We start from the raw sequence: 22,741 nt of genomic DNA, 5'->3' as shown, positions 1-22,741 counted from the left end.
ACACCGATGGCTGGAGGGGGCGATGCTCAGCCATATGTTGCTGCAGCTGCCAGCGATCACCGTCGCCGGCTCGCTGCTGTGTGGTAACGCACCCTGCCTGCGACGGCTGGCGCCATTCGACGCCCACGGCTTGAGTGTGTTGAGCGCAGCGCTGTTCGCCAGCGCCTACTGGATGATCCCGCGCGCGCTTGAACTGAGTCTCACCAGCAGCCTGTCGGAGTCACTCAAATTCGCCACCCTGTTCGCGCTGGGCGCGGCGCTACCGGGGGCCATCGAACGCGCCAATGTCATCATCGAGCTGTTTTTCATGGGAAACTTTTGCGCGATGACCGCCATTGTCGGCCTGCTCTACCAGGACCAGCCCAGGCAATTGTGCAATGCCTACCTGCCCGATGACCAATCGATGACGGGAAGCGCCCTGGTCATCGCAGCGTGCGCGCTGGCGCTGCGCTGGTGCGTGCAGCAAGTGCGTGCAGCAAGTGCGCCAGCTGCCGATGGCCAGGCGCTTAACTGACTGCAACCGCGTTGCCCCTGCGCTGCATGATCTCCCCCAATACCTTCAGCGCCGCCTCGGTGCGCAGGTCGCCCGGATGGCCCAGATTGATGCGCAGGTGATGGCTGTAGCGGTGATCGGCCGAAAACAGCTGGCCCGGCGCAATGCCAATCCCCCGCTGCACTGCCTGGCGGTGCAGCGACAGCGCATTGATGTGGGCCGGCAGCTCCACCCAGACAAAGTAACCGCCCTGAGGACGGGTCACCTTGGTTTCGGCGGGAAAGTATTGCTCGATCGCCCGTAGCGCTGCCGCCTGCTGGCGCGCCAGCGCGTGGCGCAGCGATCGCAGATGGCGCTCGAAGCTGCGCTCCTGCAGGAAGTCGAGGATCGCCAGTTGCGAAGGCAAGGCCGTCGACAACGAACTCATCATTTTATGCCGCGCCAGCGCTGCTGCAAAGCGTCCCGCAGCGACCCAGCCGATGCGGTAGCCCGGCGCCAGCGACTTCGAAAACGAGCCGCAGTGCAAGACCCAGCCATCGCGATCCCATGCCTTCGCTGGCGGCGGGCGGCGCGCACCGTGGTGCAATTCGCCGTAGACATCGTCCTCGATCAGCGCAATCTGCCGCGCCGTCAGTAGCGCAACGAGCTGCGCCTTCGCGTCGTCGGCCATGGTGCACCCCAGCGGATTCTGGAACGTCGGCATGAACCAGCAAGCCTTGACCGGATGGGCATCGAGCACGCGCCGCAGCGAGTCGAGTTCGACGCCGGTGCGTGGATGCGTGGCCACCTCGACCGCACGCAAGCCACGCCGCTCGAGCGCCTGCAGCGCACCATAGAACGCCGGCGTTTCGATGGCAACCACGTCACCGGGTTGCGTGGTCACCTCCAGCGCCAGATTGAGCGCTTCCATGGCACCGCTGGTGATCACCAGTTCCGCCGGCGCCACATCCATTCCCAGCATGCCGTAGCGCATCGACAGGCGCCGTCGCAGCGCCAGATTGCCCACCGCGAGATCGTCCACGGTGTGCCACGGATCCATGCGCCGTAGCGCCCGTCCCATGCTTACCGCCAATTGATCCAACGGAAATAGTTCAGGCGAGGGGAATGCCGACCCCAGCGGTACCAGCTCACGCTGTCGGGCTTGCGACAAGATGTGGAACACCAGCGAAGAATAATCGACCGGCATGGCATGCGCCTGCGCGATGGCGGCACGCCGCCCGGCCGCTGCCAGGGGCGCCTTGGCGCTGACGTAATAGCCGGAGCGGTTGCGCGCCTCGACGTAGCCCTGTTTTTCCAGCAGATAATAGGCGGAAAACACGGTCGATGCGCTGACCCCGCGCTGGCGTTTGACCTCGCGTACCGATGGCAGGCGGTCGCCCGGTTTGAGGTGCCCGGCGTCGATCCGCTGGGCCAGTTCATCGGCATATTCCTTGTAGCGGATCACCCCTCCCCCCCCTCTCGTGCCGATCGCCTGACACGCTCGTTTTCGGCCATTCTGACTCTGGACATCGATCAAGATTAACATAAGAGCCATATTGCATCAATGACCAAACTTGACCGCCACGCTGTTGCCCAGACGCTGCCGCGGTGCTGTCCGCCGTGATACGCCTGCGCGCAGGCGATTCTGAGCCTGTCGGCCGCCCCGGCAATTCGCTACAGTGCGGCCATCTGCCTTCACCTGAGACGCTTTTTTTGATGCCTATGCCACCGATCCTGCGCACCGCCGAGGGCCTCACCCTCCACCTCCACGACTGGCCCTGCGCCGCCCCGCGCGGCACGCTGCTGCTGGTGCACGGCCTGGGCGAGCATGGCCAGCGCTACCATGAACTGGCCGCTGCTCTGAACAGCTGGGGCTGGAGTGTGATCGGCTACGATCACCGTGGCCATGGCCGCAGCGACGGCGCGCGCGGGCGCATCGACCATGACGACGCCCTGCTGGCCGATCTGGCCGTCGTCATCGACGCGGTGCGCGCGCGCTGCGCCAGTCCGCTGGTGCTGCTCGGCCACAGCATGGGCGGGCTGATCGCCGCCCGCTTCGTCGCCGAAGCGCTGCGGCCGCCGCCGCAGCAGGCAACATGGTCGCGCGCCGTCGATGCGCTGGCGCTGTCGTCGCCGGCGCTGGCCGCCGACACCAGCGCCGTGCAAAAAATCATGCTGGCCACCCTCGGCCTGTTGGCGCCGAATTTCAGCATGGGCAATGGCCTGAAACCTGAATGGGTCTCGCGCGAGAGCGCCGCCGTCAAGGCCTACCTCGCCGATCCGCTGGTGCACGACCGCATCACGCCGCGGCTGGCGCGCTTCATCCTCGACGGTGGCGAACTGGTGCGCTCGCTGGCACCGCGCTGGCACCTGCCCACCTTGCTGATGTAGGCCGGCGCCGACCGCTGCGTGGCACCACGCGGCAGCGCCGCCTTCGCCGCGGCGGCGCCCGCCGGCGTGGTCGCGGCGCAATGCTTCGACGGCTTGTCGCACGAAATTTTCAACGAGCCCGAACGGCGGCAAGTGTTCGCCTGCCTGGCGGCATGGCTGCACCAGCGCGCCTGACGACTAGCCCGAACAAGCACGATCCAGTTCCTGGCGGCATCACCTGATACGCCTTCGCCACCGCCTTTCTGATCCTGTCAAGAAAGACGGGGCAGCGCCAATATGGGGCTCAAGCAACAGCCGGCACGCGCCACCGTCGGCACCCATGAAGACCGTGAACCCACCACCATGCAAACCCATCCTGCCAGCACTGCACCGCCTGAACTGCCGGCGCCGCCACCATCGGCACCGCTGGCCGCAGTGGCGCGGGTAGCCGCTGGCGTGCTGCTGGCACTGACCCAGGGCTTTGGCCTGCATCTGGTCAACAACAACCTGGCCGACGTCCAGGGCTCGCTGGGCGCCACCCTGGCCGAGGCCGGCTGGCTGACGACCGCCTACTTTTCGACCGGCTTGTGGGCCACCCTGCTAATGACCAAAATACGCCTGCATGTCGGCTTGCGCGCGTTCACCGTCGTCAGCCTCTGGCTGTTTCTGGCGATCAGCGCCTTGCACCTGCTGACCGACAACCTCGCCTCTGCCATTGCGGTGCGCGCTGCGCTGGGCGTGGCCGCCGCGCCGCTCAGTACCCTGGCCGTGTTCTACATGATGGAAGCGATGCCGCAGAAACTGGCGCCGCTGGCACTGCTGATCGGCTTCGCCTGCCTGCAACTGCCGGGGCCATTGAGCCGCGTGATCGCCCCCGAGCTGCTGGCGGCCGGCCGCTGGCATGGGCTGTTCCTGCTCGATGTCGCGCTGGCCTTGCTCAGCGTGGCTGCCATCCACGCCCTCCCCCTCGCAGCGCAGCCGCGCAAACCGGCGCTGGAACGGGGCGACCTGCTGCCGTTTCTGTTGTATGCCACCGGCCTGGCCCTGCTGTGCGTGACCCTCTCGCGCGGCCGCCTGGCCTGGTGGACCGACAGCGCGTGGCTGGGCTGGTGCCTGGCCCTGGCCATCGGCGCCATTGCGTTGTACGCCATCATTGACCTGCACCGCGCCAATCCGCTGCTCGACCTGCGCTGGCTGTGCAGTCCTTATATGCTGCGCTTCGTGCTCGCCGTGCTGCTCTTTCGCATCGTTCTGTCAGAGCAAACGCTCGGCGTGGTCGGCCTGCTGCTGGCACTGGGCCAGTCCAACACGCAAATGCGCACGCTGTTCACCCTGGCCAGCATCGGCCTGCTGGGCGGCTTCGCCCTGTCCATCGTGGTGGCGGCCAGGCGCGGCGTGCCGCTGCTGTCGGTCCTCGCGGTGGTGCTGGTGCTGCTGGCCGCATGGATCGATAGCGATGCCACCGCCCTGAGCCGACCCGAACAGTTTTACTTGAGCCAGACGCTGCTGTCGGTCGGCCTCGGCCTGTTTTTTGCCGCCTCGCTGCTGCAAGGCCTGGGTCCGGTGATGGAAGACGGCGGGCGCCAGCTGGTGAGCTTCCTGGCCGCCTACAGCGCGGCGCAGTTCCTCGGCAGTCTGCTGGGGTCGGCCCTGATCAACACCCTGATCGCGCAGCGCCAGTCGTTTCATTATGCGGCGCTGGCCGAACATCTGGCGTTTGGCGATCCCCAGGTAACGCTGCGGCTGGCCCAGCTGGCCGGTTCGGTGGCACGCGTGGTCAGCGATCCCGCCGCCCGCGCCCAGCAGGGCCTGGCGCTGCTGCAGCAGCAAGTGAGCCGCGAAGCCATCGTCCTCGCCTACAACGATCTGTTCGCCTACACAGCCGTGCTCGCCGGAGCCATGTTTTTATGGCTGAGCGTGCTCGCCATGCGTGCGCTGCGCCGCCAGTCCGTCTGATCCCCTTTCCTTCATCACCATGAAAAAACTCCCCCATATTCCCCATCTCACCAGCATCCTCATCGCCGCCATCGCCCTGCTTGGTGTCGCCCTCGTGCTGCATGCATGGCAGTTGCCACCCTTTCACGGCGCCATCGAATCGACTGAAAACGCCTACGTGCGCGGCAGCGTGACGGTGATCGCGCCGAAGGTCGACGGCTATGTCGCCGAAGTGCTGGTGCGCGACTTCGCCACCGTCGAGGCGGGCCAGCTGCTGGTGCGGCTCGATGACCGCAACTTCAAACAGCGGCTGGCGCAGGCCAGCGCCACGCTGGCAGCGCAGCAGGCCAACCTGGCCAACGTGGCGCAGGCGCGGCGGGTACGCGAGGCCGGTATCAGCAACGCCCAGGCGCAACTGGCCGCCGCCGAAGCGGAGCGGGCGAATGCCGCCGCCCAGTTCGGCCGCGCCAAGGCGGACGAGCGGCGCACGCGGGTGCTGGCGGTCGATGGAGCGGTCTCCCAGCGCGAACAGGAACAGGCCGACAGCACCCTGCGCCAGGTCGAAGCGGCGCAGCGGCTGGCCGATGCCCATGCCGCCCAGGCACGCGCCGCCGTCGAGGTGGCGCGGCAGGAATTGCGCTCGGTCGACGTCAACCAGCAAGCCATTGAAGCTGCCATTGAGGGCGCCAAAGCGAGCGTGCAGCTGGCTGAAATCGATCTCGATAACACCCGCATCCGTGCGCCGCGCGCTGCCAGCGCCGGTGAAATCGGCGTCAAGCTGGGCCAGTACGTCACGCCCGGTACCCAGCTGCTGGCGCTGGTGCCGTCGCAGGTATGGGTGGTGGCCAACTTCAAGGAAGCGCAGACCACCCGCATGGCGCCCGGTCAGGCGGCGCAGCTGCAGGTCGATGGCCTGGGTAATGCGCGCCTGAAGGGCCGCGTCGAACGGCTGGCGCCGGCCATGGGTTCGGAGTTCAGCGTGCTGCGCGCCGACAATGCCACCGGCAACTTCACCAAGATCGCCCAGCGCCTGCAGGTGCGCATCACCGTCGATGCCAGCGATCCGCGGGCCAGCCGCCTGCGTCCCGGCATGTCGGTGATCGCCGCCGTCGACACCGGCTCGCCACAACCATGAAGCGACCGTTCACCCTGGTGGCCTGCGCGCTGGCCGCGCTGATCGCACTGGCCGCCTGTGCCACGCGCCCTGCTCCCGCCGCCAGCGCCCGGGCTGCCGCCAGCGCGCCCGCCGCCTGGCGCAACACGGCAAGCACGGCAAGCACGCCAAGGGCGGCGCCAGTGCAGCAATCCTGGTGGCAGTGCTTTGGCGACGCCACCCTGGCCCGCCACATCACCGAGGCGCTGGCGCGCAACGACGATCTGCGCCAGGCCGCCGCCCGCGTCGCCGAAGCGCGCGCGATGGCGGCGGCGCAGCACGCTGCCTTCTGGCCCAGCCTGGACGCCGGCGCGGTCGCCCAGCGTTCCAAGGCCATCAGCGACGTCACCCTCAAGCCCTACCAGTCAAGCGCGCACCAGGAACTGTTTCAGGCGGCCTATGAAGTCGACCTGTGGGGCCGCATCGATGCCCTGGCACGCGCCGCCGATGACAACCAGGAAGCCAGCCGCGCCGCCCGCGACAGCGTCGCCCTCGCCGTGGCGGCCAGCGTCGCCCAAGCCTACGTCGGCCTGCTTGAACTCGATGCCCAGCTCGATCTGGCCAGCCGTCAGCTCGACTCGCGCGAGCGCACCCTGATGCTGGCGCGGCAGCGCCGCCAGCAGGGTTACACCGGCGACCTCGACCTGGCGCAGGCAGAGGCGGAACGCCATGCCGGCGCCCAGGCGCTGCCGCAGTTGCGCCGTGCGCTCGAACGCCAGCAGGCGCAGCTCAATGTGCTGCTGGGGCGCGCGCCCGGGCCGGTCGAGCGCGGCGGCGCGCTGGCCGCGCTGCACGCCTGCGCCCTGCCCGACGCCGGGCTGCCATCGGCGCTGCTGCGGCGCCGCCCCGACATCGTCGGCGCCGAGCTGCAGGTGGCCGCCAGCGACGCCCAGCTGGCCGCCTCACGCACCCAGTGGCTGCCGTCGCTGCGCCTGAACGCCAGTCTGGGCCAGGTCGAATCGAGCGTGCTGCGGGGCGACCCGTTCACCATCTGGAGCCTGGGTGGCAGCGTGCTGGCGCCGATATTCAATGGCGGCCGGCTGCGCGCCCTGGCGCAGGCGGCTGAAGCACGCCGCGACCAGGCGCTGGCGGCCTACCAGCGCACGGTACTGGGCGCCTGGGCGGAAGTGGAAGTGCAGCTCAACAGCCACGCCCAGGAGCAGGAGCAGCTGGGCGACGCCCTGGCCCAGCGCCGCGCGCTGGCCGAGACCTTGCGCATCGCCCAGCGCCGCCGCCAGGAAGGGTATGGCTCGGCGCTCGATGAACGGCTGGCCGAGCGCAATGTATTGGGCGTCGAGCAAGCCGTCATCGGCCAGCAATCGGCGCTGTTGCAAACACAGGTGGCGCTGTTTCGCGCGCTGGGCGGCGGCTGGTCGCCGCAGTCACCATGATGCGCTGGCTGTCCGGGCTGTCCGGGCTGTCCGGGCTGTCCTATCTGCTGCGCCACGCCGGCGCCGCCCTGCTTGTGCCACTGGCGGCCTGCTCCAGCGCGCACTATGCGATCAACCCGCCACTCGCGCGCGTCGAACCGCAACAAGGCTACCGGTTGCAGCGTTTTGTCGCCCAGGAGCCGCAAGACAGCCTGCTGCTGCACGTGTCGTTTTCCGGCGGCGGCCTGCGCGCGGCGACGCTGGGACTGGGCGTGCTGGACGAATTGCGCGCCACCCCGATCGACTGGGACGGCCGCCAGCAGCGCCTGTTCGACCAGATCGACATCGTTTCCGGCTTATCGGGCGGCAGCATGCTCGTCGGTGCGCTGGCGATGGGCGGCGAAGCGGGACTGGCGCCGTTCGAGGCGGCCCTGCTGCACGGCGCCGCGCAGTCGGCATTTACCCGCAGCCTGCTGGCGCCGGCCACCTTGTGGCGGCTCAGCTCACCCCACTATGGCCGCAGCGACGCCTTCGAGCAGTTTCTCGACGAGCGCCTGTTCCACGGCACCACCTTCGCTGACCTCAGCGAACGCCCCCGCAAACCGTTTGCCGTGATTTTTGCGTCCGACATGGTCAGCGGCGGCCGCTTCGAATTCGTCCAGGAGCAGTTCGATTTTCTGTGCAGCGACCTCGGTGGCGTCAAGCTGGTGCGCGCGGTGGCGGCGTCCAGCGCGGTGCCGCTGCTGCTGAGCCCAGTGACCTTCTGGAACCATGTGGGCGACCCGCGCCGGCCAGACTGCGGCGCGCCACTGCTGCGCCAGGCCGCCAGCGCGCAGGGAGCGGCGGCCAACAGCCGCCGCCTGGACGAACTGGAGAGCTACCGCGAGCTGGAAAGCGACGGCGCAGCGGCAGGGCCGCGCCGTCCGTTTATTCACGTGGTCGATGGCGGACTGGACGACAACGTCAGCGCGCGCGGCCCCACCGACTACATCGGCCAGTTCGGTGGCATCGTCAGCAGCGCGCGCTTTGCCGGCTACGGCAGCTTGCGGCGCGTGGTCTTCATCGTCGTCAACGCCGAGACCAGCGCGCGCGCGCCCGAAGACCGCAGTGCCCGGGTGCCGGGACCGCTGCGCACCGCGCTGGCGCTGGCCGACATCCCGATCAACCGCAATTCGGCCACGGCGCTCGACCAGATGCGCGCGACGATACAGGCCTGGCGCCTCGAAGTGAAGCAGGCGCAGGCACGCGGCGAGGACACACCGTTCGCCAGCGACATCGCGTTCCACCTGATCGAAGTGGGCCTCGATGCCGCCGACCCGGCCCTGGCTGAACGGCTCAAGGCCATCCCCACCACCTTGCAATTGCCCGAAGCCGACATCGCCGTGTTGCGCCAGCACGCCCGCCAGCGGCTACGCGCGTCGCCGCAGTTTCGCGCCATGCTGCGCAGTCTGCAACCCGCCACCGCCCAGGAGTAAGCTGCCATGACTAGCATCCCGCCGTGGCTGATGCCGGGCCTCGACATTGTCGGCAACATGACCCTGGCCATGCTGCTTGGCTGGGTGGTCGGCTACGAGCGCTATTTCAGCGGCCGCGCGGCCGGCAGCCAGGTGTATTGCCTGGTCAGCGCCACCTCGGCCGCCGTTACCTTGTTGGCCGGCTATCCGACGCTCTGGTATGGCGGGGTCGAGGTGGCGCCAGGGGCGGCCGATCCGACCCGCGTGATCGGCGCCATCCTGACCGGCATCGGCTTTCTCGGCGCCGGCCTGATCGTGCAGAGCGGCCTGAATGTGCGCGGCCTGACCACCGCCGCGTCCATCTGGGGCGTGGCGGCGCTGGGCATCCTGGTCGGTGTGCGCTTTTATGTGCCGGCAATCGGACTGGCGGCGCTATTTGTCATCGCCGTCGAATTGCTGCCGCGCTTCGAGCGACGGCTGCCCGCCCGTTCGGCTTTTTCCAGCACCATCCGGTTCCGCGAAGGCTATCAGCCGCAGGTGGAGACGGTACTCGACTACCTGTCGCAACGGGGCCTGCGCATGCCGCCCGATTCGATGACGCTCAAGTTCAATCACCAGCGCTTCGAACTCGAGTGCCTGATCTTCGCCAGCGACGCCTGGCGCTCCGCGGCGATGAGCGAGGTCGCCCTCGAGCTGGCGGCGCTGCCGGCCGTCGATTCCTTCGTGATGACGCGTTCGAGCCGCGCCTAATTCAGAGGGCCCCTTATCAGAGGGCCCCTTACAGGCTGGCTAGCCGTTCGAGCGCGCTGGCCAGGGTGGCGTCCTGCTTGGCGAAACAGAAGCGGATGGTATGCTGGGCGAAGCCATCGCCGTAAAACGCCGACAGGGGAATCGCCGCCACTCCCACCTCGGCAGCGAGCCACTGGCAAAACGCCGCCTCGTCGAGCTGCCGTTCGGCCACCTTCAGGCCAGAATAATCGACGCATTGAAAATAGGTGCCTTCGCACGGCAGCAGGCGAAAGCGGGTGTTGGCCAGGCCGGCGCGAAACAGGTCGCGCTTGTGCTGGTAAAACGCCGGCAGATCCAGGTAATGCGCAGGGCTGGCCATGTAGGCGGCAAAGCCGTGCTGCATCGGCGTACTGACGCTAAAGACGTTGTATTGATGGACCTTGCGAAATTCCGCCATCAAGGACGCCGGCGCCGCCACATAGCCGACCTTCCAGCCGGTCACGTGGCAGGTTTTGCCGAAGCTGGAAATGACGAAGGCGCGCGCCGCCAGGCCGGCAAAACGGCTCACGCTCTGGTGCGGCGCACCGTCGTAGACCATGTGTTCATAGACTTCATCGCTGATGACGATCACCTCGGTGGGCGCCAGCAGTGCCTGCAGCTGCAGCATCTCGGCGGCCGTCCACACGGTGCCACTGGGGTTGTGCGGCGTATTGATGATGATGGCGCGCGTGGCCGGCGTCAGGGCGGCGGCGATGCGCCCGAAGTCGGGGCGGAAGCTGCCAGCGTGCAGCGGCACCCGCACCGCCACGCCGCCAGCGAGCGCGATGGCCGGCACGTAGCAGTCATAGCACGGGTCGAGCACGATCACTTCGTCGCCCGCCTTGACGATGGCGAGCATGGTGGTCATCAAGGCCTGGGTGGCGCCGGCGGTGATGGTGATGTCGTCGACAGGCGAATAGCGGTGGCCATACACGGCGCCGATCTTGGCCGCCACCGCCTGCAGCAGCGCCGGCACGCCGGCCATCGGCGCGTACTGGTTGTGGCCCGCCTGCATGGCGGCGCCGACCGCGTCCACCAGCGCGCTGTCGCAATCGAAATCGGGATAACCCTGCCCCAGATTGACCGCCCCGTGGCGGGCCGCGAGCGCCGACATCACGCTGAAAATGGTGGTGCCGACGGCAGGCAGTTTGGTCGCCACGGCAGGCGTGCGCAAGGGGGCGGTCATGATGGCGCTTTCGGTTCGATGGACGAGCGTCATTATGCGCGATAAGCAAAGCGCCGATCAAGCCGGGGGCTATGGCAGCACGGCCAGGGAAGCACTGGTTAATTCAAGACGGCGGCCTCGGCACACGAAAAAAGCGCCCAGCTGCGTTGCAAATCCTCGCCATGCCCCGGCATGTCTGCGGTATTGCGCTCTGCCGGGCTGCGTTTTCGTAAAAATTCTTTCGTGACCGATTCCATCCGCCAGAATAAATCAGTGCCTCCCTAGCGCTGCGCCGGCAACTGGGCGGCGACGAACGCCGCCAGTTCCGGCGTCAGGTCGCCTGCTGCGTTTGCGCGGCGGAAGGCCTCGATGGCGTCGGCGCTGCGGCCATCGGCGCGCAGCGCCAGGCCCAGCCCCAGCAGCCACAGGCCATGGTCAGGCGCCGTTTGCAGGGCTGCCTGGTAATGCGGCACTGCCTCGTGGTGACGCCCGCGCCGCTGCAGGGCGCCCGCCAGCAGCGCGTGGTAGGCGCCAGCCTCGCCGATCTCGCCAGCATCCACAGCCGGCAGGCTGCGCAGCAAGGTATCGATGCCATCGCCACCGGCGTCGATCTGCAGGCGTGCCAGCAGCATCGCCATCGCCGGGTGGCGCGGCTCGAGCGCCAGCGCCGCCTGCAGCTGCACCACCGCATCACTGGTGCGGCCGCCATCGAGCAGCAGGCCGACCAGGGTTTCGCGCGCGGCCATGTCGCGCGGGCGCGCCTGCAGCGCCTGTTTTAGTTCGCCAATGGCGGCCGCCTTGCGCCCGCCGGCCAGATGATCGAGGGCGCGCCGGTAGGGGCTGCCGACGCTGCCGCTGCCTTCGGCCACCGCATTGGCCGCAGCCGCAGGCGGCGGCCGGACTGCCGTCGCAGCGGCAGCGGGAGCGGGAGCAGAAGCAGAAGCAGAAGCGGTAGCAGAAGTGAGAGCAAGAGCAGGAGCAGAAGCAGGAGCAGCAGCGAGAGCAGGCGCAGTCAATGGGGCTGGCGGCGACACCAGTGGCGCCGCTGCTTGCACCGGTTCCTGCGGCGGCGCCGCTGTTTCTGCGCTAACAGGCGCCAGCACGATGGTTTTCGGCGGCGCGGGCGGCGCCGCCGCCGACGGCAGCGACGATGGCGCACTGGCCGGCCAGGTGGCCACCGCCAGCGCGCCGGCCAGCGCAATGAGCAGCAGGCGCTGGCGCAGCGGCCGCGGGCCCAGTTGCAGCATCGGCGCTGCCTGCGCTGGCAGCGGCGCCGGCGGCGCCTGGCCAGCGCGCGCATCGAGGTCCTGCAGCATGGTATTAATGACGCTCATGGCGGCTCCATCGGGCGGTGCGCTGGCGCGATGCCTGCAGGCGCGGGGTGAACAGGCGCACCAGCACTTCTGCCAGCGACCAGCGAGGCGGCCGCGCGCCCGGCGTATCGCGGGCGGCGCCAACGACGTCGGCCAGTTCGACCGTGCTGCGTCCGAGCCCGTAGGCCAGCATCAGCGCCTTGTGCGCCACGATATTGACCAGCCGCGGCACGCCGCCGCTGGCGCGGTACAACGCCGATACGGCAGCGGCTGTAAACAGGCTGCTGTCGGCGGCACCCGCCGCTGCCGCCACCCGCAGGCGCTGCGCCAGGTACGCGGCCAGGTCGGCGCGCTGCAGCGGCTCGAGGTGGTAATGAAAGCTGATGCGCTGGGCCAGCTGGCGGATGCCGGGAACGGCCAGGTGCGCATCGAGTTCCGGCTGGCCGAACAGCACCACCTGCAGCAGCTTGCGCTTTTCCGTTTCCAGATTGGTCAGCAGGCGGATCGCTTCGAGCGTCTCGAGCGGCATGGCCTGCGCTTCATCAAGGCACAGCAGCACGCGCCGGCCCTCACCGGCCAGCGCCAGCAGGCGGGCGGTGAGCGCCTTGAGCAAGCGGTGCTGGTCGACTTCGGCACCGACGGGGTGCCCGGCGCCACTGTCGAACAGCAGCCCCAGTTCATCGGCGACCGCCAGCAGCAGGGTGCGCGGCGCCATCGATGGATTGGGGATGTAGGCGATCACAAAGGCGTCGCCCACGCAGGCCATGAACTTGCGACACAACAGCGTCTTGCCAGTGCCGACTTCACCGGTGATCTTGATAAACCCTTCGCCGCTGCGCGCCGCCACCAGCAGGGTATTGAGTGCCGACTGCGCGTGGCGACTGGCGAAAAAATAACTGGTGTCGGGGGTCAGGCCGAACGGCATCTCGTGCAGGCGGAAGTGGCTGGTGTACATGCGCACCGACGCCCCTAGTGGCCGGCCGGATCGAGTGCGCGCATCCGCTTGCCGGTCTCGAACAGGTCCTCATTCCAGCTGCTGGCACCTTCGACGATGGTCGGCTTGATCAGCACCACCAGCTCGCGCTTCTGGTTGACCTGAGCGCGGCTGCCGAACAGCGCACCGAGCACCGGCACGCTGGCCGCGCCCGGAATGCCGGCGCGGTCGGCGCTTGACGATTGCCGCATCAGGCCGCCGATCGCCACCACCCGGCCGTCCTGGCCGCGCACCATGCTATCGATTTCCGAGGTCGACGACGCCGCCAGCGGCAGGCTCAGGTTGCCGGCGCTGCCCAGGTTGATCGACTTGGTGATGGTGCTCACCTGGCTGACCGAAGGGTGGACGTGCAGCAGGATATTGCCCTTGTCATCGATCTGCGGGGTGACATCGAGCACCACGCCGGAAAAGAACGGTTGCAGGGTGACGCTGGGGGTGACGGTGTTGCCGCCGGCGCTGGAAGCGGTGGTGGTGGTCACGCCCGTCACATAAAACTCGTCGGTGCCGATTTTGAGCACCGCCTTCTGGTTATTCATCGCCGCCACCCGCGGACTCGACAGAACGTGCACCGTGCCCTGCGACTCGAGGAAGGAAATCAGCGCAGCGAAATTACTGGTCTGAAACGCCAGGCCAAACAGCGAATTGGCAGCGCCCACCGCATTGTTGATCGAAAAGCCGCTGCTGGCCGACAGGCTGCTGCCATCGCTGATGGCAGCCGGTATGCCGCCCGCCAGGGGCAGCGGCGTCAGGCTGGCGCCCGGGCTGAGCAGGCCCGCCGTCGACCGTCCATTGCCACCGCGAAAAGACGAGAATGAGGCCCAGTTAATGCCGCTCTGGTAACCATCGTTCAATTCCACTTCGAGGATCTTCGCTTCCAGGATCACCTGGCGGTCGACCGACAGCTGGGTGGCGCGCAGGTACTGGTCGACCTGGCGCAACTGTTCCGGCATGGCGCGGATGACCAGCACCCCCGATTGCGGACTGATCACCACGCTGCGGCCGCCCTCCTTCGCGCCCGCACCGACGATGGCCTCGAGCGCCAGTTTGAGTTCGGCCCAGAAATCGCTGGCGTCGCTGGTACTGACGCTGGTCGATTCGGCGGGCTGGCCGCTGCCTGGCTGGCCGGGGGCGCCGCTGTTGCCGCTGCCGTTGTTGACGTTATTGCTGTTGTTGACGGCGTTGGCAACCGAGGTCGAGGTCACCCGCAAGCTCGACAGCCCGCGCCGGCTGCCTGTCAGATAATTGACCTGGAACATGCGCGTCTGCATCGTCAGCGGCTTGATGGCGATGCGGCTGCCATCGATGCGGTAATCGTAGCCGTACAGCTCGCGCACGGCGTCGAGCGTTTCGATCAGCGTGACGTCTTTCAGGTTGGCGCTGATGGTGCCACCGATGTCGGGATGGACCAGCATGTTGTAGCGGGTGCCGACGACGATCGAGTGAAAGAACTGGGCGGCCGGCACATTATTGAACGACACATCGAAGCGTTCTTCGAGCGCACGCCGGGCGCGCGGCAGGCGCGCCGCCAGGGCCTCGACCGCTGGCAGCAGGGCGTCAACCGAGGGGGCCGAAGGCGGCGGGGGCGATGCAAGTGGCGACCGCTGCGGCGCCTGCTGCTCCCTTTGCTGCTCCCATTGCTGCTCCCTTTGCGGCTCCCTTTGCTGCTCCCTTTGCGGCTCCGTTCGCTGCGGCGCGGCGTCGCGTGCCGCCGCCGCCGCCACTTCCCCCTTGATGGCATCGTAAGTCTCGCGCGGCGGCTGCATGCCGCTGCAGGCGGCGACCAGTGCGGCCGATCCCAGCCATCCGGCCGTAAGTGCTAATTTGTGCATGCTGATTTCACTTTGGGTGGGGTTGTAGGTCGACAGGGGGCGCTGCCACGGCGGCGGCCATGACGCTGCGCGGGAACAGCCGCAGCAGCTGGCGGCGGCCATCCTTGCGCACTTCGACATCGTTGGCGCCGATCCGCACCACGGTGGCGCCGCCGACGACGCCGCCCGGCACGACAGTGACGCCATCGATGACGGCCAGCCGGCGTCCGCCCGCTGCGCGGTCGATCAGGATCGATTGCAACAGCAGGGGCACTGCCGCCGCTGCGCTCGCTGCGCCGGTTGCAACGCCCGCCCCGGCGAACTGCGGCGGCGGCCGGGTCGGATCGGGCAGCGCCTGGGCCTGGGCGCCGCCGGCGAGGCAGGCCAGCACGCTGGCAGCGAGGGTGCGCGCGTTCATCACAGGCTGATCCAGGTGGGATCGAGGCTCAGCGTGTACATCGTCAGCGTCAGGCTGGCCTGCGGATAGGCGCCGGCGTCGAGCCGGACGCTGCCCCAAAACAGCTGGGTCGGCATGGCTTCGAGGGCCGCCATGTAGGCGACCATGTCGGCGTAACTGCCGCTCACTGCCAGCCGCACGCCGTGGCGATAGAACAGCGGCGCGGTGGCGGCGCCGTTGCTGCCGGTCGGCCCTGGCGAAGGCGACTGCGCCAGAGTGGCCAGGCTGTCGAGCCGCAGCTTGCCGTTCACCTTGAGTAACTGGGCAAGCAGGGGCGCCATGTTTTCCGGCGCTACCAGGCTCGAGCGCATGCTGCGCAGCCGTTCGGCCAGCCGCGCGCTGTCGAGGCGCACGGCGGCCAGGCGGGCGACGGCGGCGGCGTCGGGGTCCTCGGCGTGCACCAGCACGCGCTGGGTGATGTCGCCATCGATGCTGGCGATCTGCAGGTATTGCTGGCGGATTTGCTCGCGCACGGTGGCCAGCCGCAGCGCCAGCGGTTGCAGCAGCAGCGTGCCGCTGGCAACCACGATCAGCGCCGCCGCGCCAAAAAACAGCAGGGCGCGCTGGCGCAGGCCGAGCGCGTCGATGCGTTGCGCCAGCGCGGCAAAGCGCGGCTTCATCGGTGTACCTCGCCCGCCAGCGCGCTGTCGGCGATCGCCTCGGTGCTGCTGTCGAGGGTGAATTCGACAAAGCTGACGCCGCCCTCGCCCAGGCTTTTCGCCGGTCCGATGCGCAAACCGGCAAAGCGCCGGCCCTGCAGCAGCGGTTCGTGCCCCAGCTGCTGCAGATAGGCGGGCACGCGCGCCGCTTCGAGCGCCCTGCCCTGCAAGCCAATGCCGCCGTCGGCGCCGTCGATGCGAATGGCGGTCAGCCAGACGCCCTCCATGGTTTGCCGCGCCAGCGCCTTGAACACATCGGCATAGCCAGCCTTGTTGCCCAGTTCATCGCGCTCGATGGCGCGGGCGGCGTCGCGCAGCAGGGCTGACTTGGCTTCCTGGCCGCTCAGCTCGGCAGCGAGGGTCTTGCTGCGCTGGCGCGGCGCGTAGTCGACATTGACCTGGTCGAGCCGTGCCTGCTCGCTGGCCAGGCGGGCGGCGCCGGCCACGGCGATCCGCTCGAGCACGATGCCGTTGTATTGCCCGACCAGTGCCAGCAGCATGCAACCGAGCAGCAGCAGCGTCAACGCGCGCGCCATCGCCAGCGTGCAAAACAGCGTCGTTCGCGGCTGAAAGCGGGGATTGATCAGGTTGATCTGCTGGCCCATCCCGGCAGCAGGCAGCACCGCCTCCTGCCGCAGGGCGGCGCCGAGGGCGAGAAAAAAGCGCTGCTGCTCGGCCAAGTCGAGCAGCAGTGGCACCCGTGCCAGGTCGAATACCTCGTGCAGATCGAGCGCATGGACGGCAGTGTAGAGATTGCGGCCCAGATAATCGGCCAGCCCCTTGACGGCCGACGGCGCCAGCACCAGGCGCGATAGCGCAATCGTGTGGAACTGCCGCTCGAAATGGTCGAGCGAGCGTTGCAGCAGCAGGGTCAGCTTGTCAAACACCGGGTGGCGCTGCTCACCGGCGGCGCCCGCTTCGATGTCAGCGCTGGCGGCGCTGACAGCAGCACTGGCCAGCTCGTCGCTCAGCTCGCTAGCTGCCTGCAGCAGATCCGCCAGCGTCACTTCGAGCCGGCGTGCCAGGTACAGCTGGCCCTCGAAGGTGACCGTCAACAGGCACCCGCTGGCACCGAACGACAGCATGGCCAGGCCGCGCCCCGGCTCTTCCAGCAAAGCCGCAATATTCCTCTGGGCCATTTCCGGCACATCGATGGCGGCCAGTCCCAGGCGCGCCGTCGTAAACAATGTTTGCCGCGCTTCGATCACGCTGTTGCGGGCAGCGACGGCAAACATGCTGTTGCGCTGGCCACCCGCGCGGTCGAGCGGCACGCCGAGGACGTCGATGGTGGCATCGTCGACGGCGTAGTCGAGCATGTCCTTGAGCATCCAGCGCACCGCCGTTTTCAGCTCGTCGGCCGGCACCGCCGGGGCGTCGAGCGACAGCATCTGGTATTCACCCGGCGCCAGCAGGCAGCTGCTGCGGTACTGGCCCGCCCGCATCTGCTTGCCAATCCGCTCGAACGCCTCGGCGCTGGCGGCGGCGTCGAACCAGGCCGCTGCCTTCACCTGCGCCAGAGCACCCGGGCGGCGCACCACCACGGCGGCGTGGACACCGTCGGCGCCAGCGGCCAGTGCCAGCGAGCCATCGGCATGACGGGGTTTTCTCAGAAATCCCATCGACGCCCTCCTGCAAGCGGGGCGCCGCCATCGTGCTGTGTGTGCATCATCAATAGACCTCGCGACTGTAAATGAGCGGGCTGCTGAACACGCCGAACACGGCGCGCCCGCCGGTGCTGGGCAGCCACGCCGGGCTGCCCAGCTTGAACTGGGCACTGCCGGTATTGCCAGCGCCGGGGGCTTTCAGCCAAAAGGTGCCGACACCGGCCAGCAGTGCCACGCTGTTGCTGTTCACCGGTGCCAGCACGGCCGTCTTGCAGGGCGGTCCCAGATTTTTCAGGCAGCTGGAAAAGCTGATGGTCGCTGGCAGCACACTGCTGGCGTTGTCGACGCTGCTCGTTTCCCAGCGCCGCGCCGCCGTCCAGTACTGTGCTTCGAGGCGCACGGGCAAAGTCAGCAGTTCCGAACCATAAGGATTGCCCAGCGCCAGACGGCCGGCGACGATCTCGATGGCGCCCTCGCTGCTGGCCGCCGGCGGCGGCCGGCTTGAGCTGATGACCACGCTGGCCGCGCCGACGTTCTCGCTGGCGCTGGCGCGCAGCCAGATGGCGGTCGGCACGCTCCAGTTGTTGGCCCGCGGCGCACTGTCGCTAAACGGATTGGGCAGGCTGTAGACGGGCGTTGCGGCCAGGCTGGCGCCGGCGGCGATGCTGTTGGCGGTTAGCAGGCCAGCGCCGGGGTTGACGCTGCCGGTGCCGGCGCTGCTCCAGGCCGACAGCGTGATGGGGCGCGCCAGCACCCCGCCATAATTGAGCAGCGCCGCGCCGCCCGCTGCCATCGGCTTGACGGTGACGCCGAATGCCTGGCCCGCATAGGCCGCTGTTGTCACGCCGGCCGCACACTGCATGTGGTCCAGGCACGCCATGGCGCCACTGCTGACGGTGTCGAAGTGGTCGGGATAGAAGCGGCCGACGTTCAGCGTCGTAGCGGGCACGGCGCCGGCGCCCAGGTAGTCGCCGCTGGCCAGTTGCGGCGTAACCGCCACGATACCGAGTTCGTCGGCGGCAAAATCGCTGCGACTAAAGACCCCGCCGGTGACCAGCGCAAAGCTGGTCGCGCCCAGCGTCGGCAGCTTGCGCATGGCGGCGCGCGTGGCAGCGTCGGCCGGCAACTGCACATCGAGCCGCAACAGCGCCCCTTCACTGCCGAAATTGGGCGCCACCGCGCCGCTGCTGGTCAAGGCGGCCGCCTTGATGGTGAAGGCCTCGCCGACTCGGGTAAAACCGCTGTCGGCGCCCTTGGCCACGGCCGGCATGGCGGCGCCGTCAGCGTTGCGGGTGACGGCGCTGATGGCCAGACGCGCCGGCTTGACGACGAAGGCGGCAGAACTGGCGGTGGCGCCGCCAGCGTCGCGCAGCATCAGGGTCACCTGGCCGACGTCGGCGTAGCTGAAGGTGGGCACGCTCATGCTGGCGCTGGCGGCGCCGGCCTTGAAGGTGAGGTCAAACGGCGCCGACCAGCCGCTGCTGCCGGGGGGGACGCCGTGATCACTGCACAGGGGCAGCGTCACCCCGGCGTAGCTGGCGGCCACCCCTGCATGACTGGCCGGGTTGACGCAGCCGAGGGCAAAAGACAGGCGCACGGCGGTCGTCGTCGCTGGCGCGTTCGGCACGCCGCCGGCCAGCATCGTCACCCAGGCAGTGGCGGCGCTGCCGGCCACCGGCGCCTGGGTGGGGAAAGCGGCGCAAGTCTGCCCTGGCGCACCGAAGGCCTTGCCGCTGACGCACTGGGCGGTGGTGAACGCGTAGCTGACGCTGGCGGCGCGCACCGGCAGGCAGATTAACAGCAGCAGCGCCAGCGCGCGCAAAGCGGCCTTCACAGGCTGACCTCGAGGCGGCGCTGCACGTACTCGGGACTCGATAGCGGATTCGGGCAACTGCCGCCGGCCGGCTGCAGATTGCAGGCGGTGGCGCCGATCACCCAGCGGTCGAGCGCGGCCGCCACCGGCGGCGCCAGCGTGCGCAGCCTCACGCAAGTCACCGTGACGGTAAAGCCATTGAGACTGCTGGTGGCCGGCAGCGCGAACGAATAACTGGGGTCGCAGCGGCGCGTCGGTGTGCGCAGGTTTTGGTACAGGCCCCACTCGATGCCGGCGCGTGCAGCCTGATAGGCGCGCGCGCCCTGCACATCGGCCGCCGCCGCCGCCTGGCCGGCGCTGGTGATCGACAGCAGCGCCAGCGCCAGGCTCGATAGCACCACCAGCAAAAACAGGGCGGTGACCAGGCCAATGCCGGCATTGGCCTGCTGCGCCCGGACGCCTGCGCGCAGCGCCCTCATGGCGTATTTTCCACGTGGACCTGGTGCACCAGCCGCAGCGTGGCATTCGGGCCGGCATTGGCAGCCATCTTCGGTTGCAGCTCGATGGTGATCAGCACCAGCGCGCTGCGGCGCGTGGCCAGGCTGCTGATCTCGAACTTGCAGCTGGCCACGCGCCCGGCCAGCACGGCGCGCTGGCCGCTGCTGGAACCGGCCGCGACCGGATTGCTCTGCTGGCTGGCGCTGATCGGGTAGCCCGACTGGCGCGTCAGCAGATTCGGCCCGCTCGTTTCGGGCCCGCAGTAATAGCTGACCGGCCCGCTGACGACGTGAAAGCGCCGGCTGGCCGACGGCACCGGCGGCACCTGCACGGCAAACGGATTGTCATGCAGCGTGATGGTGCTGGTGGCGTTGTCGACGCCATCGATCAAGGCGATGTTGCGCTGGCTCGCGCTGACAGCATAGGCGTCGGCCGGCGGAAAATCGGCGCCGAGGTTGTTGACCACCAGGTAATCGTGGCCCGGTTCGAGCTGGGCGCTGGTGGGCATGGCACCCACCACCGTGAAGCTGGTCTTGGTGGGATCCAAAAAATCGAGCACGGGACGGCTGTCGACGCCGTCAGCGGCATCGAGGTAACGCCCGCCCGTGCGGGTGAGCAGAAATTCGATGCTGTCCTGGGCGGCATTGACGCGAACGCTGTTCGGTAGGGCCAGGCGCAGGTCGCGTGCCATGCGGCGCAGCGCCAGGTCGGCCACGTCGAGCAGCTCGGCGCGCACCACGGCGTCGGCATAGCCCTGCACGGGCGCGCGGATGAAGACGGCGACACTGGCGCCGAGAATGCCAATGACCACCATCACCAGCACCGCTTCGACCAGGGTGAAGCCGCCTTGCGCCGGCCCGTGCATGACAGCGGGGTCGCTCATGGAATGGTCGGCGCATAGCGCGTGCGGTAGCCATCGAGCGTCAGGCTGCTGCTGTCGTAGCTGACAGTAACGCTGATGCGTAGCACCTCGCCGACATCGATGGCGCCGGCGGTGTAACCGCTGACGATGTCGCCGAGGTTTTCCGGCACGATGGTTAGGCTGGCCGTATAACCGCTCACCGCCAGCGCCACGCCGCTGGCATCGGCCAGCACGCCGCCGCTGTTGAAGGACGCCTGGGCGACGCCGGCAGCGGCGACGTAATCGTTGACGTTGTCGTAGGGGCGCGCGCCGACCGGCTCCTGGCCGGCGCCGCTGCCGCCGCCCTGGCCGAAGCGCTCGGCGATGACGCAGGCGCTCACGCTGGTGGCGGTGGCAGCGTTACTGGAGGCGGGATCGCACACGGTGTAGCGCGCCAGCTGCACTTCTTCGAGCAGGGCCTCGGCGATCATCAAGGCCTGCTTGCGGCGCAGCGGATCGGCGCTGGCGGCGGCGTTCAGGCGCATCACCTGCAGCACGGCGGCCACCGCAATCGAGACGATGACGATGAACAGTAACAGCTCGACCAGGGTGACGCCGTGCTGGCGGCCGCCAGAGAGGGGCCGCGCGCTAGTACACATAGCCGGTTTCCTGGCTGATGACGATGGCGATGCTGGCAGGGTTGCCAGTGGCGCCGGCATCGCCGCTGATCGTCAGCGCGCTGGTGACAAAGGTCGAGGCGCCGCTGGCGGCGGAGTCGCTGGCGGCGCACGGCCGGCCCAGCGCATCGAAATAAAAATAGGGGGCAGCCGGAGCGAGCGTGCGCGCCAGCCCTGCTGGCGTGCCCTCGCACAGCCAGCCGGCATCGGCGCAGGCGGCCACGGTGGCGGCGGCGCCGCTGTTCGAGCCGGCCGGCGCCTGCACACGGTTGCCGCCGTTGCAGCTGGCATCGCTCTGGTAGTTGTAGCACAGGCCCATGCGCGCTTCAGTGAGCACCACGTACACGGGGCGGTTCTGGGCAATCGCATGCTTTTGCGCGTAGCGCAGCAGGGCGCGGGACTGCTCGGCGCACGCAGCGGCGGCAAAGGCTGGCTGGTCGACAAAGCGGCCCGCTGCAATGGCGCCGAGCACGCCGGCGATGACCATCACCACCACCAGCTCGACCAGCGTAAAGCCGCCGGCCGGCGAGGCAACGCTCAGCCGGCGGCGCCAGGCTGACGCGATCAGGAGCAATTGGCTTTGGTGACATTGGTGGCGTCGATCACGGGCGCGCCGCCAGCGACGGCCGCTTCGGTGTAGGTCACGCGGCAGTTCGGGTGAGCGGCATCGGCCGCCACCGTCAGCACGGTGCTGGTGGCGGTGATGGCGTAGTCGGTGGTCGACAGGTTGCTGGAGGCGACGATGCCGGAGTTGGCCACCACGGCGGCGGTGCCGGTGGCGCCCGCAGCGCCGGCGGCGCCATCGCCACCGACATCCGGGTAGCCGTTCAGGAAAGCGATCTTGACGCCTTCCTGGACGATGGTGCTGGTGGTCGAACTCGAATTGGTGGTGGTCGAAGCGGGCGACGACAGCACCAGCCACTGGGCGCGGAACAGGGCAGCGGCGCTTTTCAGGCTGCCGGTGGCGGCCTGCATCTTGGCGACGCGGGCATCGGCGCCCAGGTCAACAAATTTTGGCAGCGCGGTGGCGGCGAGGATGCCGAGGATGACGATGACGACGATTAATTCGATCAGCGTGAAGCCGCCCTGGGCGGTCAGGCGGATGGTGCGCACGGTGCTCGAAGGGGCAAGTGCGGGGTGAATTTCGGGTTGAAAAGCAGGCATGGTCAAGCTCCATTGATGAAAGGGGATGTGCTCTGGTGCAGTGGCGCGCGTCGGTGCGGGCCGCTGGCACCGGGGGGTGATGGCAGGCGCGGGGCGGCCACGCTGCTGTAACCGTTTGGTGATGCTGTTCTGCCAGGCGGCAGGCCCGGCGACGATCAGGGCGGGATGAAAGAATCTTACCTTGATTCATAGCAATACAGACAGTGGCAGCGGCAGCAGCCGATGT

20 protein-coding genes and 1 pseudogene are annotated in these 22,741 nt (G+C 68.4%); 7 read left to right on the top strand and 14 right to left on the bottom strand.

Going from position 1 to position 22,741, the window contains the following annotated elements:
- Positions 1-22: 22 nt before the first annotated feature.
- The gene (locus tag ACP7BZ_RS18535; RefSeq protein WP_426115858.1) at positions 23-514 is read left to right on the top strand and encodes a hypothetical protein; all 492 of its coding nucleotides are present in this window, start codon (positions 23-25) and stop codon (positions 512-514) included.
- On the opposite strand, the gene ACP7BZ_RS18530 is transcribed toward ACP7BZ_RS18535, so the two are convergent.
- Positions 507-1,937: a PLP-dependent aminotransferase family protein gene (locus ACP7BZ_RS18530; RefSeq protein WP_426115856.1), complete on the bottom strand. Its 1,431-nt coding sequence runs from the start codon at positions 1,935-1,937 to the stop codon at positions 507-509. The two genes, ACP7BZ_RS18535 and ACP7BZ_RS18530, sit on opposite strands and share 8 nt — an antisense overlap.
- Before the next feature lie 251 nt (positions 1,938-2,188).
- On the opposite strand from ACP7BZ_RS18530, the pseudogene ACP7BZ_RS18525 reads away from it, so the two are divergent.
- From ACP7BZ_RS18525 to ACP7BZ_RS18500, 6 genes and pseudogenes are all read left to right on the top strand, one after another.
- Positions 2,189-3,037: pseudogene (locus tag ACP7BZ_RS18525) on the top strand (lysophospholipase).
- 102 nt (positions 3,038-3,139) lie between these two features.
- On the top strand, positions 3,140-4,798 hold the full coding sequence (locus ACP7BZ_RS18520) for an MFS transporter (protein ID WP_426115854.1): 1,659 nt from the start codon (positions 3,140-3,142) through the stop codon (positions 4,796-4,798).
- A gap of 19 nt (positions 4,799-4,817) precedes the next feature.
- Positions 4,818-5,912: an HlyD family secretion protein gene (locus ACP7BZ_RS18515; protein WP_426115852.1), complete on the top strand. Its 1,095-nt coding sequence runs from the start codon at positions 4,818-4,820 to the stop codon at positions 5,910-5,912.
- Positions 5,909-7,321, top strand: coding sequence for an efflux transporter outer membrane subunit (locus ACP7BZ_RS18510; protein ID WP_426115850.1), 1,413 nt, complete (start codon positions 5,909-5,911; stop codon positions 7,319-7,321). The genes ACP7BZ_RS18515 and ACP7BZ_RS18510 overlap by 4 nt, the downstream gene beginning before the upstream one ends.
- On the top strand, positions 7,318-8,775 hold the full coding sequence (locus ACP7BZ_RS18505; RefSeq protein ID WP_426115848.1) for a patatin-like phospholipase family protein: 1,458 nt from the start codon (positions 7,318-7,320) through the stop codon (positions 8,773-8,775). Before ACP7BZ_RS18510 ends, ACP7BZ_RS18505 begins: the two co-directional genes overlap by 4 nt.
- Positions 8,776-8,781: 6 nt before the next feature.
- Positions 8,782-9,504 (top strand): MgtC/SapB family protein, encoded by a 723-nt coding sequence (locus tag ACP7BZ_RS18500; protein ID WP_426115846.1) that lies wholly within the window; start codon positions 8,782-8,784, stop codon positions 9,502-9,504.
- A 28-nt stretch (positions 9,505-9,532) separates the two neighbouring features.
- Here ACP7BZ_RS18500 and ACP7BZ_RS18495 read toward each other — a convergent pair whose 3' ends face one another.
- From ACP7BZ_RS18495 to ACP7BZ_RS18435, 13 genes are all read right to left on the bottom strand, one after another.
- Complete coding sequence (locus ACP7BZ_RS18495; RefSeq protein WP_426115844.1) at positions 9,533-10,708, bottom strand: pyridoxal phosphate-dependent aminotransferase; 1,176 nt, start codon at positions 10,706-10,708, stop codon at positions 9,533-9,535.
- A gap of 260 nt (positions 10,709-10,968) precedes the next feature.
- Positions 10,969-12,021 carry a tetratricopeptide repeat protein gene (locus ACP7BZ_RS18490; RefSeq protein ID WP_426115842.1) on the bottom strand — a complete coding sequence of 351 codons (1,053 nt, stop codon included), beginning with the start codon at positions 12,019-12,021 and terminating at the stop codon, positions 10,969-10,971.
- Positions 12,008-12,955 carry an ExeA family protein gene (locus ACP7BZ_RS18485; protein WP_426116095.1) on the bottom strand — a complete coding sequence of 316 codons (948 nt, stop codon included), beginning with the start codon at positions 12,953-12,955 and terminating at the stop codon, positions 12,008-12,010. Before ACP7BZ_RS18485 ends, ACP7BZ_RS18490 begins: the two co-directional genes overlap by 14 nt.
- Positions 12,956-12,969: 14 nt before the next feature.
- Entirely contained in the window at positions 12,970-14,823 is a 1,854-nt protein-coding gene (gene mshL / locus ACP7BZ_RS18480; protein WP_426115840.1) for a pilus (MSHA type) biogenesis protein MshL, read from the bottom strand.
- A gap of 7 nt (positions 14,824-14,830) precedes the next feature.
- The gene (locus ACP7BZ_RS18475; RefSeq protein ID WP_426115838.1) at positions 14,831-15,220 is read right to left on the bottom strand and encodes an MSHA biogenesis protein MshK; all 390 of its coding nucleotides are present in this window, start codon (positions 15,218-15,220) and stop codon (positions 14,831-14,833) included.
- Complete coding sequence (locus ACP7BZ_RS18470; RefSeq protein WP_426115837.1) at positions 15,220-15,879, bottom strand: hypothetical protein; 660 nt, start codon at positions 15,877-15,879, stop codon at positions 15,220-15,222. The genes ACP7BZ_RS18475 and ACP7BZ_RS18470 overlap by 1 nt, the downstream gene beginning before the upstream one ends.
- Positions 15,876-17,537, bottom strand: a complete 1,662-nt coding sequence (locus ACP7BZ_RS18465; RefSeq protein ID WP_426115835.1) for a PilN domain-containing protein — start codon at positions 17,535-17,537, stop codon at positions 15,876-15,878. The genes ACP7BZ_RS18470 and ACP7BZ_RS18465 overlap by 4 nt, the downstream gene beginning before the upstream one ends.
- Positions 17,538-17,586: 49 nt before the next feature.
- The gene (locus ACP7BZ_RS18460) at positions 17,587-19,356 is read right to left on the bottom strand and encodes a DUF6701 domain-containing protein (protein WP_426115833.1); all 1,770 of its coding nucleotides are present in this window, start codon (positions 19,354-19,356) and stop codon (positions 17,587-17,589) included.
- Positions 19,353-19,814, bottom strand: coding sequence for an agglutinin biogenesis protein MshP (locus ACP7BZ_RS18455; RefSeq protein WP_426115831.1), 462 nt, complete (start codon positions 19,812-19,814; stop codon positions 19,353-19,355). Before ACP7BZ_RS18455 ends, ACP7BZ_RS18460 begins: the two co-directional genes overlap by 4 nt.
- Positions 19,811-20,716, bottom strand: coding sequence for a PulJ/GspJ family protein (locus tag ACP7BZ_RS18450; RefSeq protein ID WP_426115829.1), 906 nt, complete (start codon positions 20,714-20,716; stop codon positions 19,811-19,813). Before ACP7BZ_RS18450 ends, ACP7BZ_RS18455 begins: the two co-directional genes overlap by 4 nt.
- The gene (locus ACP7BZ_RS18445) at positions 20,713-21,333 is read right to left on the bottom strand and encodes a type IV pilus modification PilV family protein (RefSeq protein WP_426115828.1); all 621 of its coding nucleotides are present in this window, start codon (positions 21,331-21,333) and stop codon (positions 20,713-20,715) included. The genes ACP7BZ_RS18450 and ACP7BZ_RS18445 overlap by 4 nt, the downstream gene beginning before the upstream one ends.
- Positions 21,323-21,925 (bottom strand): pilus assembly FimT family protein, encoded by a 603-nt coding sequence (locus ACP7BZ_RS18440; RefSeq protein ID WP_426115826.1) that lies wholly within the window; start codon positions 21,923-21,925, stop codon positions 21,323-21,325. The genes ACP7BZ_RS18445 and ACP7BZ_RS18440 overlap by 11 nt, the downstream gene beginning before the upstream one ends.
- Entirely contained in the window at positions 21,916-22,515 is a 600-nt protein-coding gene (locus tag ACP7BZ_RS18435; protein WP_426115824.1) for a type II secretion system protein, read from the bottom strand. The genes ACP7BZ_RS18440 and ACP7BZ_RS18435 overlap by 10 nt, the downstream gene beginning before the upstream one ends.
- Positions 22,516-22,741 lie beyond the last annotated feature (226 nt).

It is taken from the genome of Massilia sp. PWRC2, from assembly GCF_049896725.1.
Classification (GTDB): domain Bacteria; phylum Pseudomonadota; class Gammaproteobacteria; order Burkholderiales; family Burkholderiaceae_D; genus JAFCUW01.
Note: the sequence above shows the minus strand (reverse complement) of the source record. Positions and strands in the feature narration are given on the sequence as shown.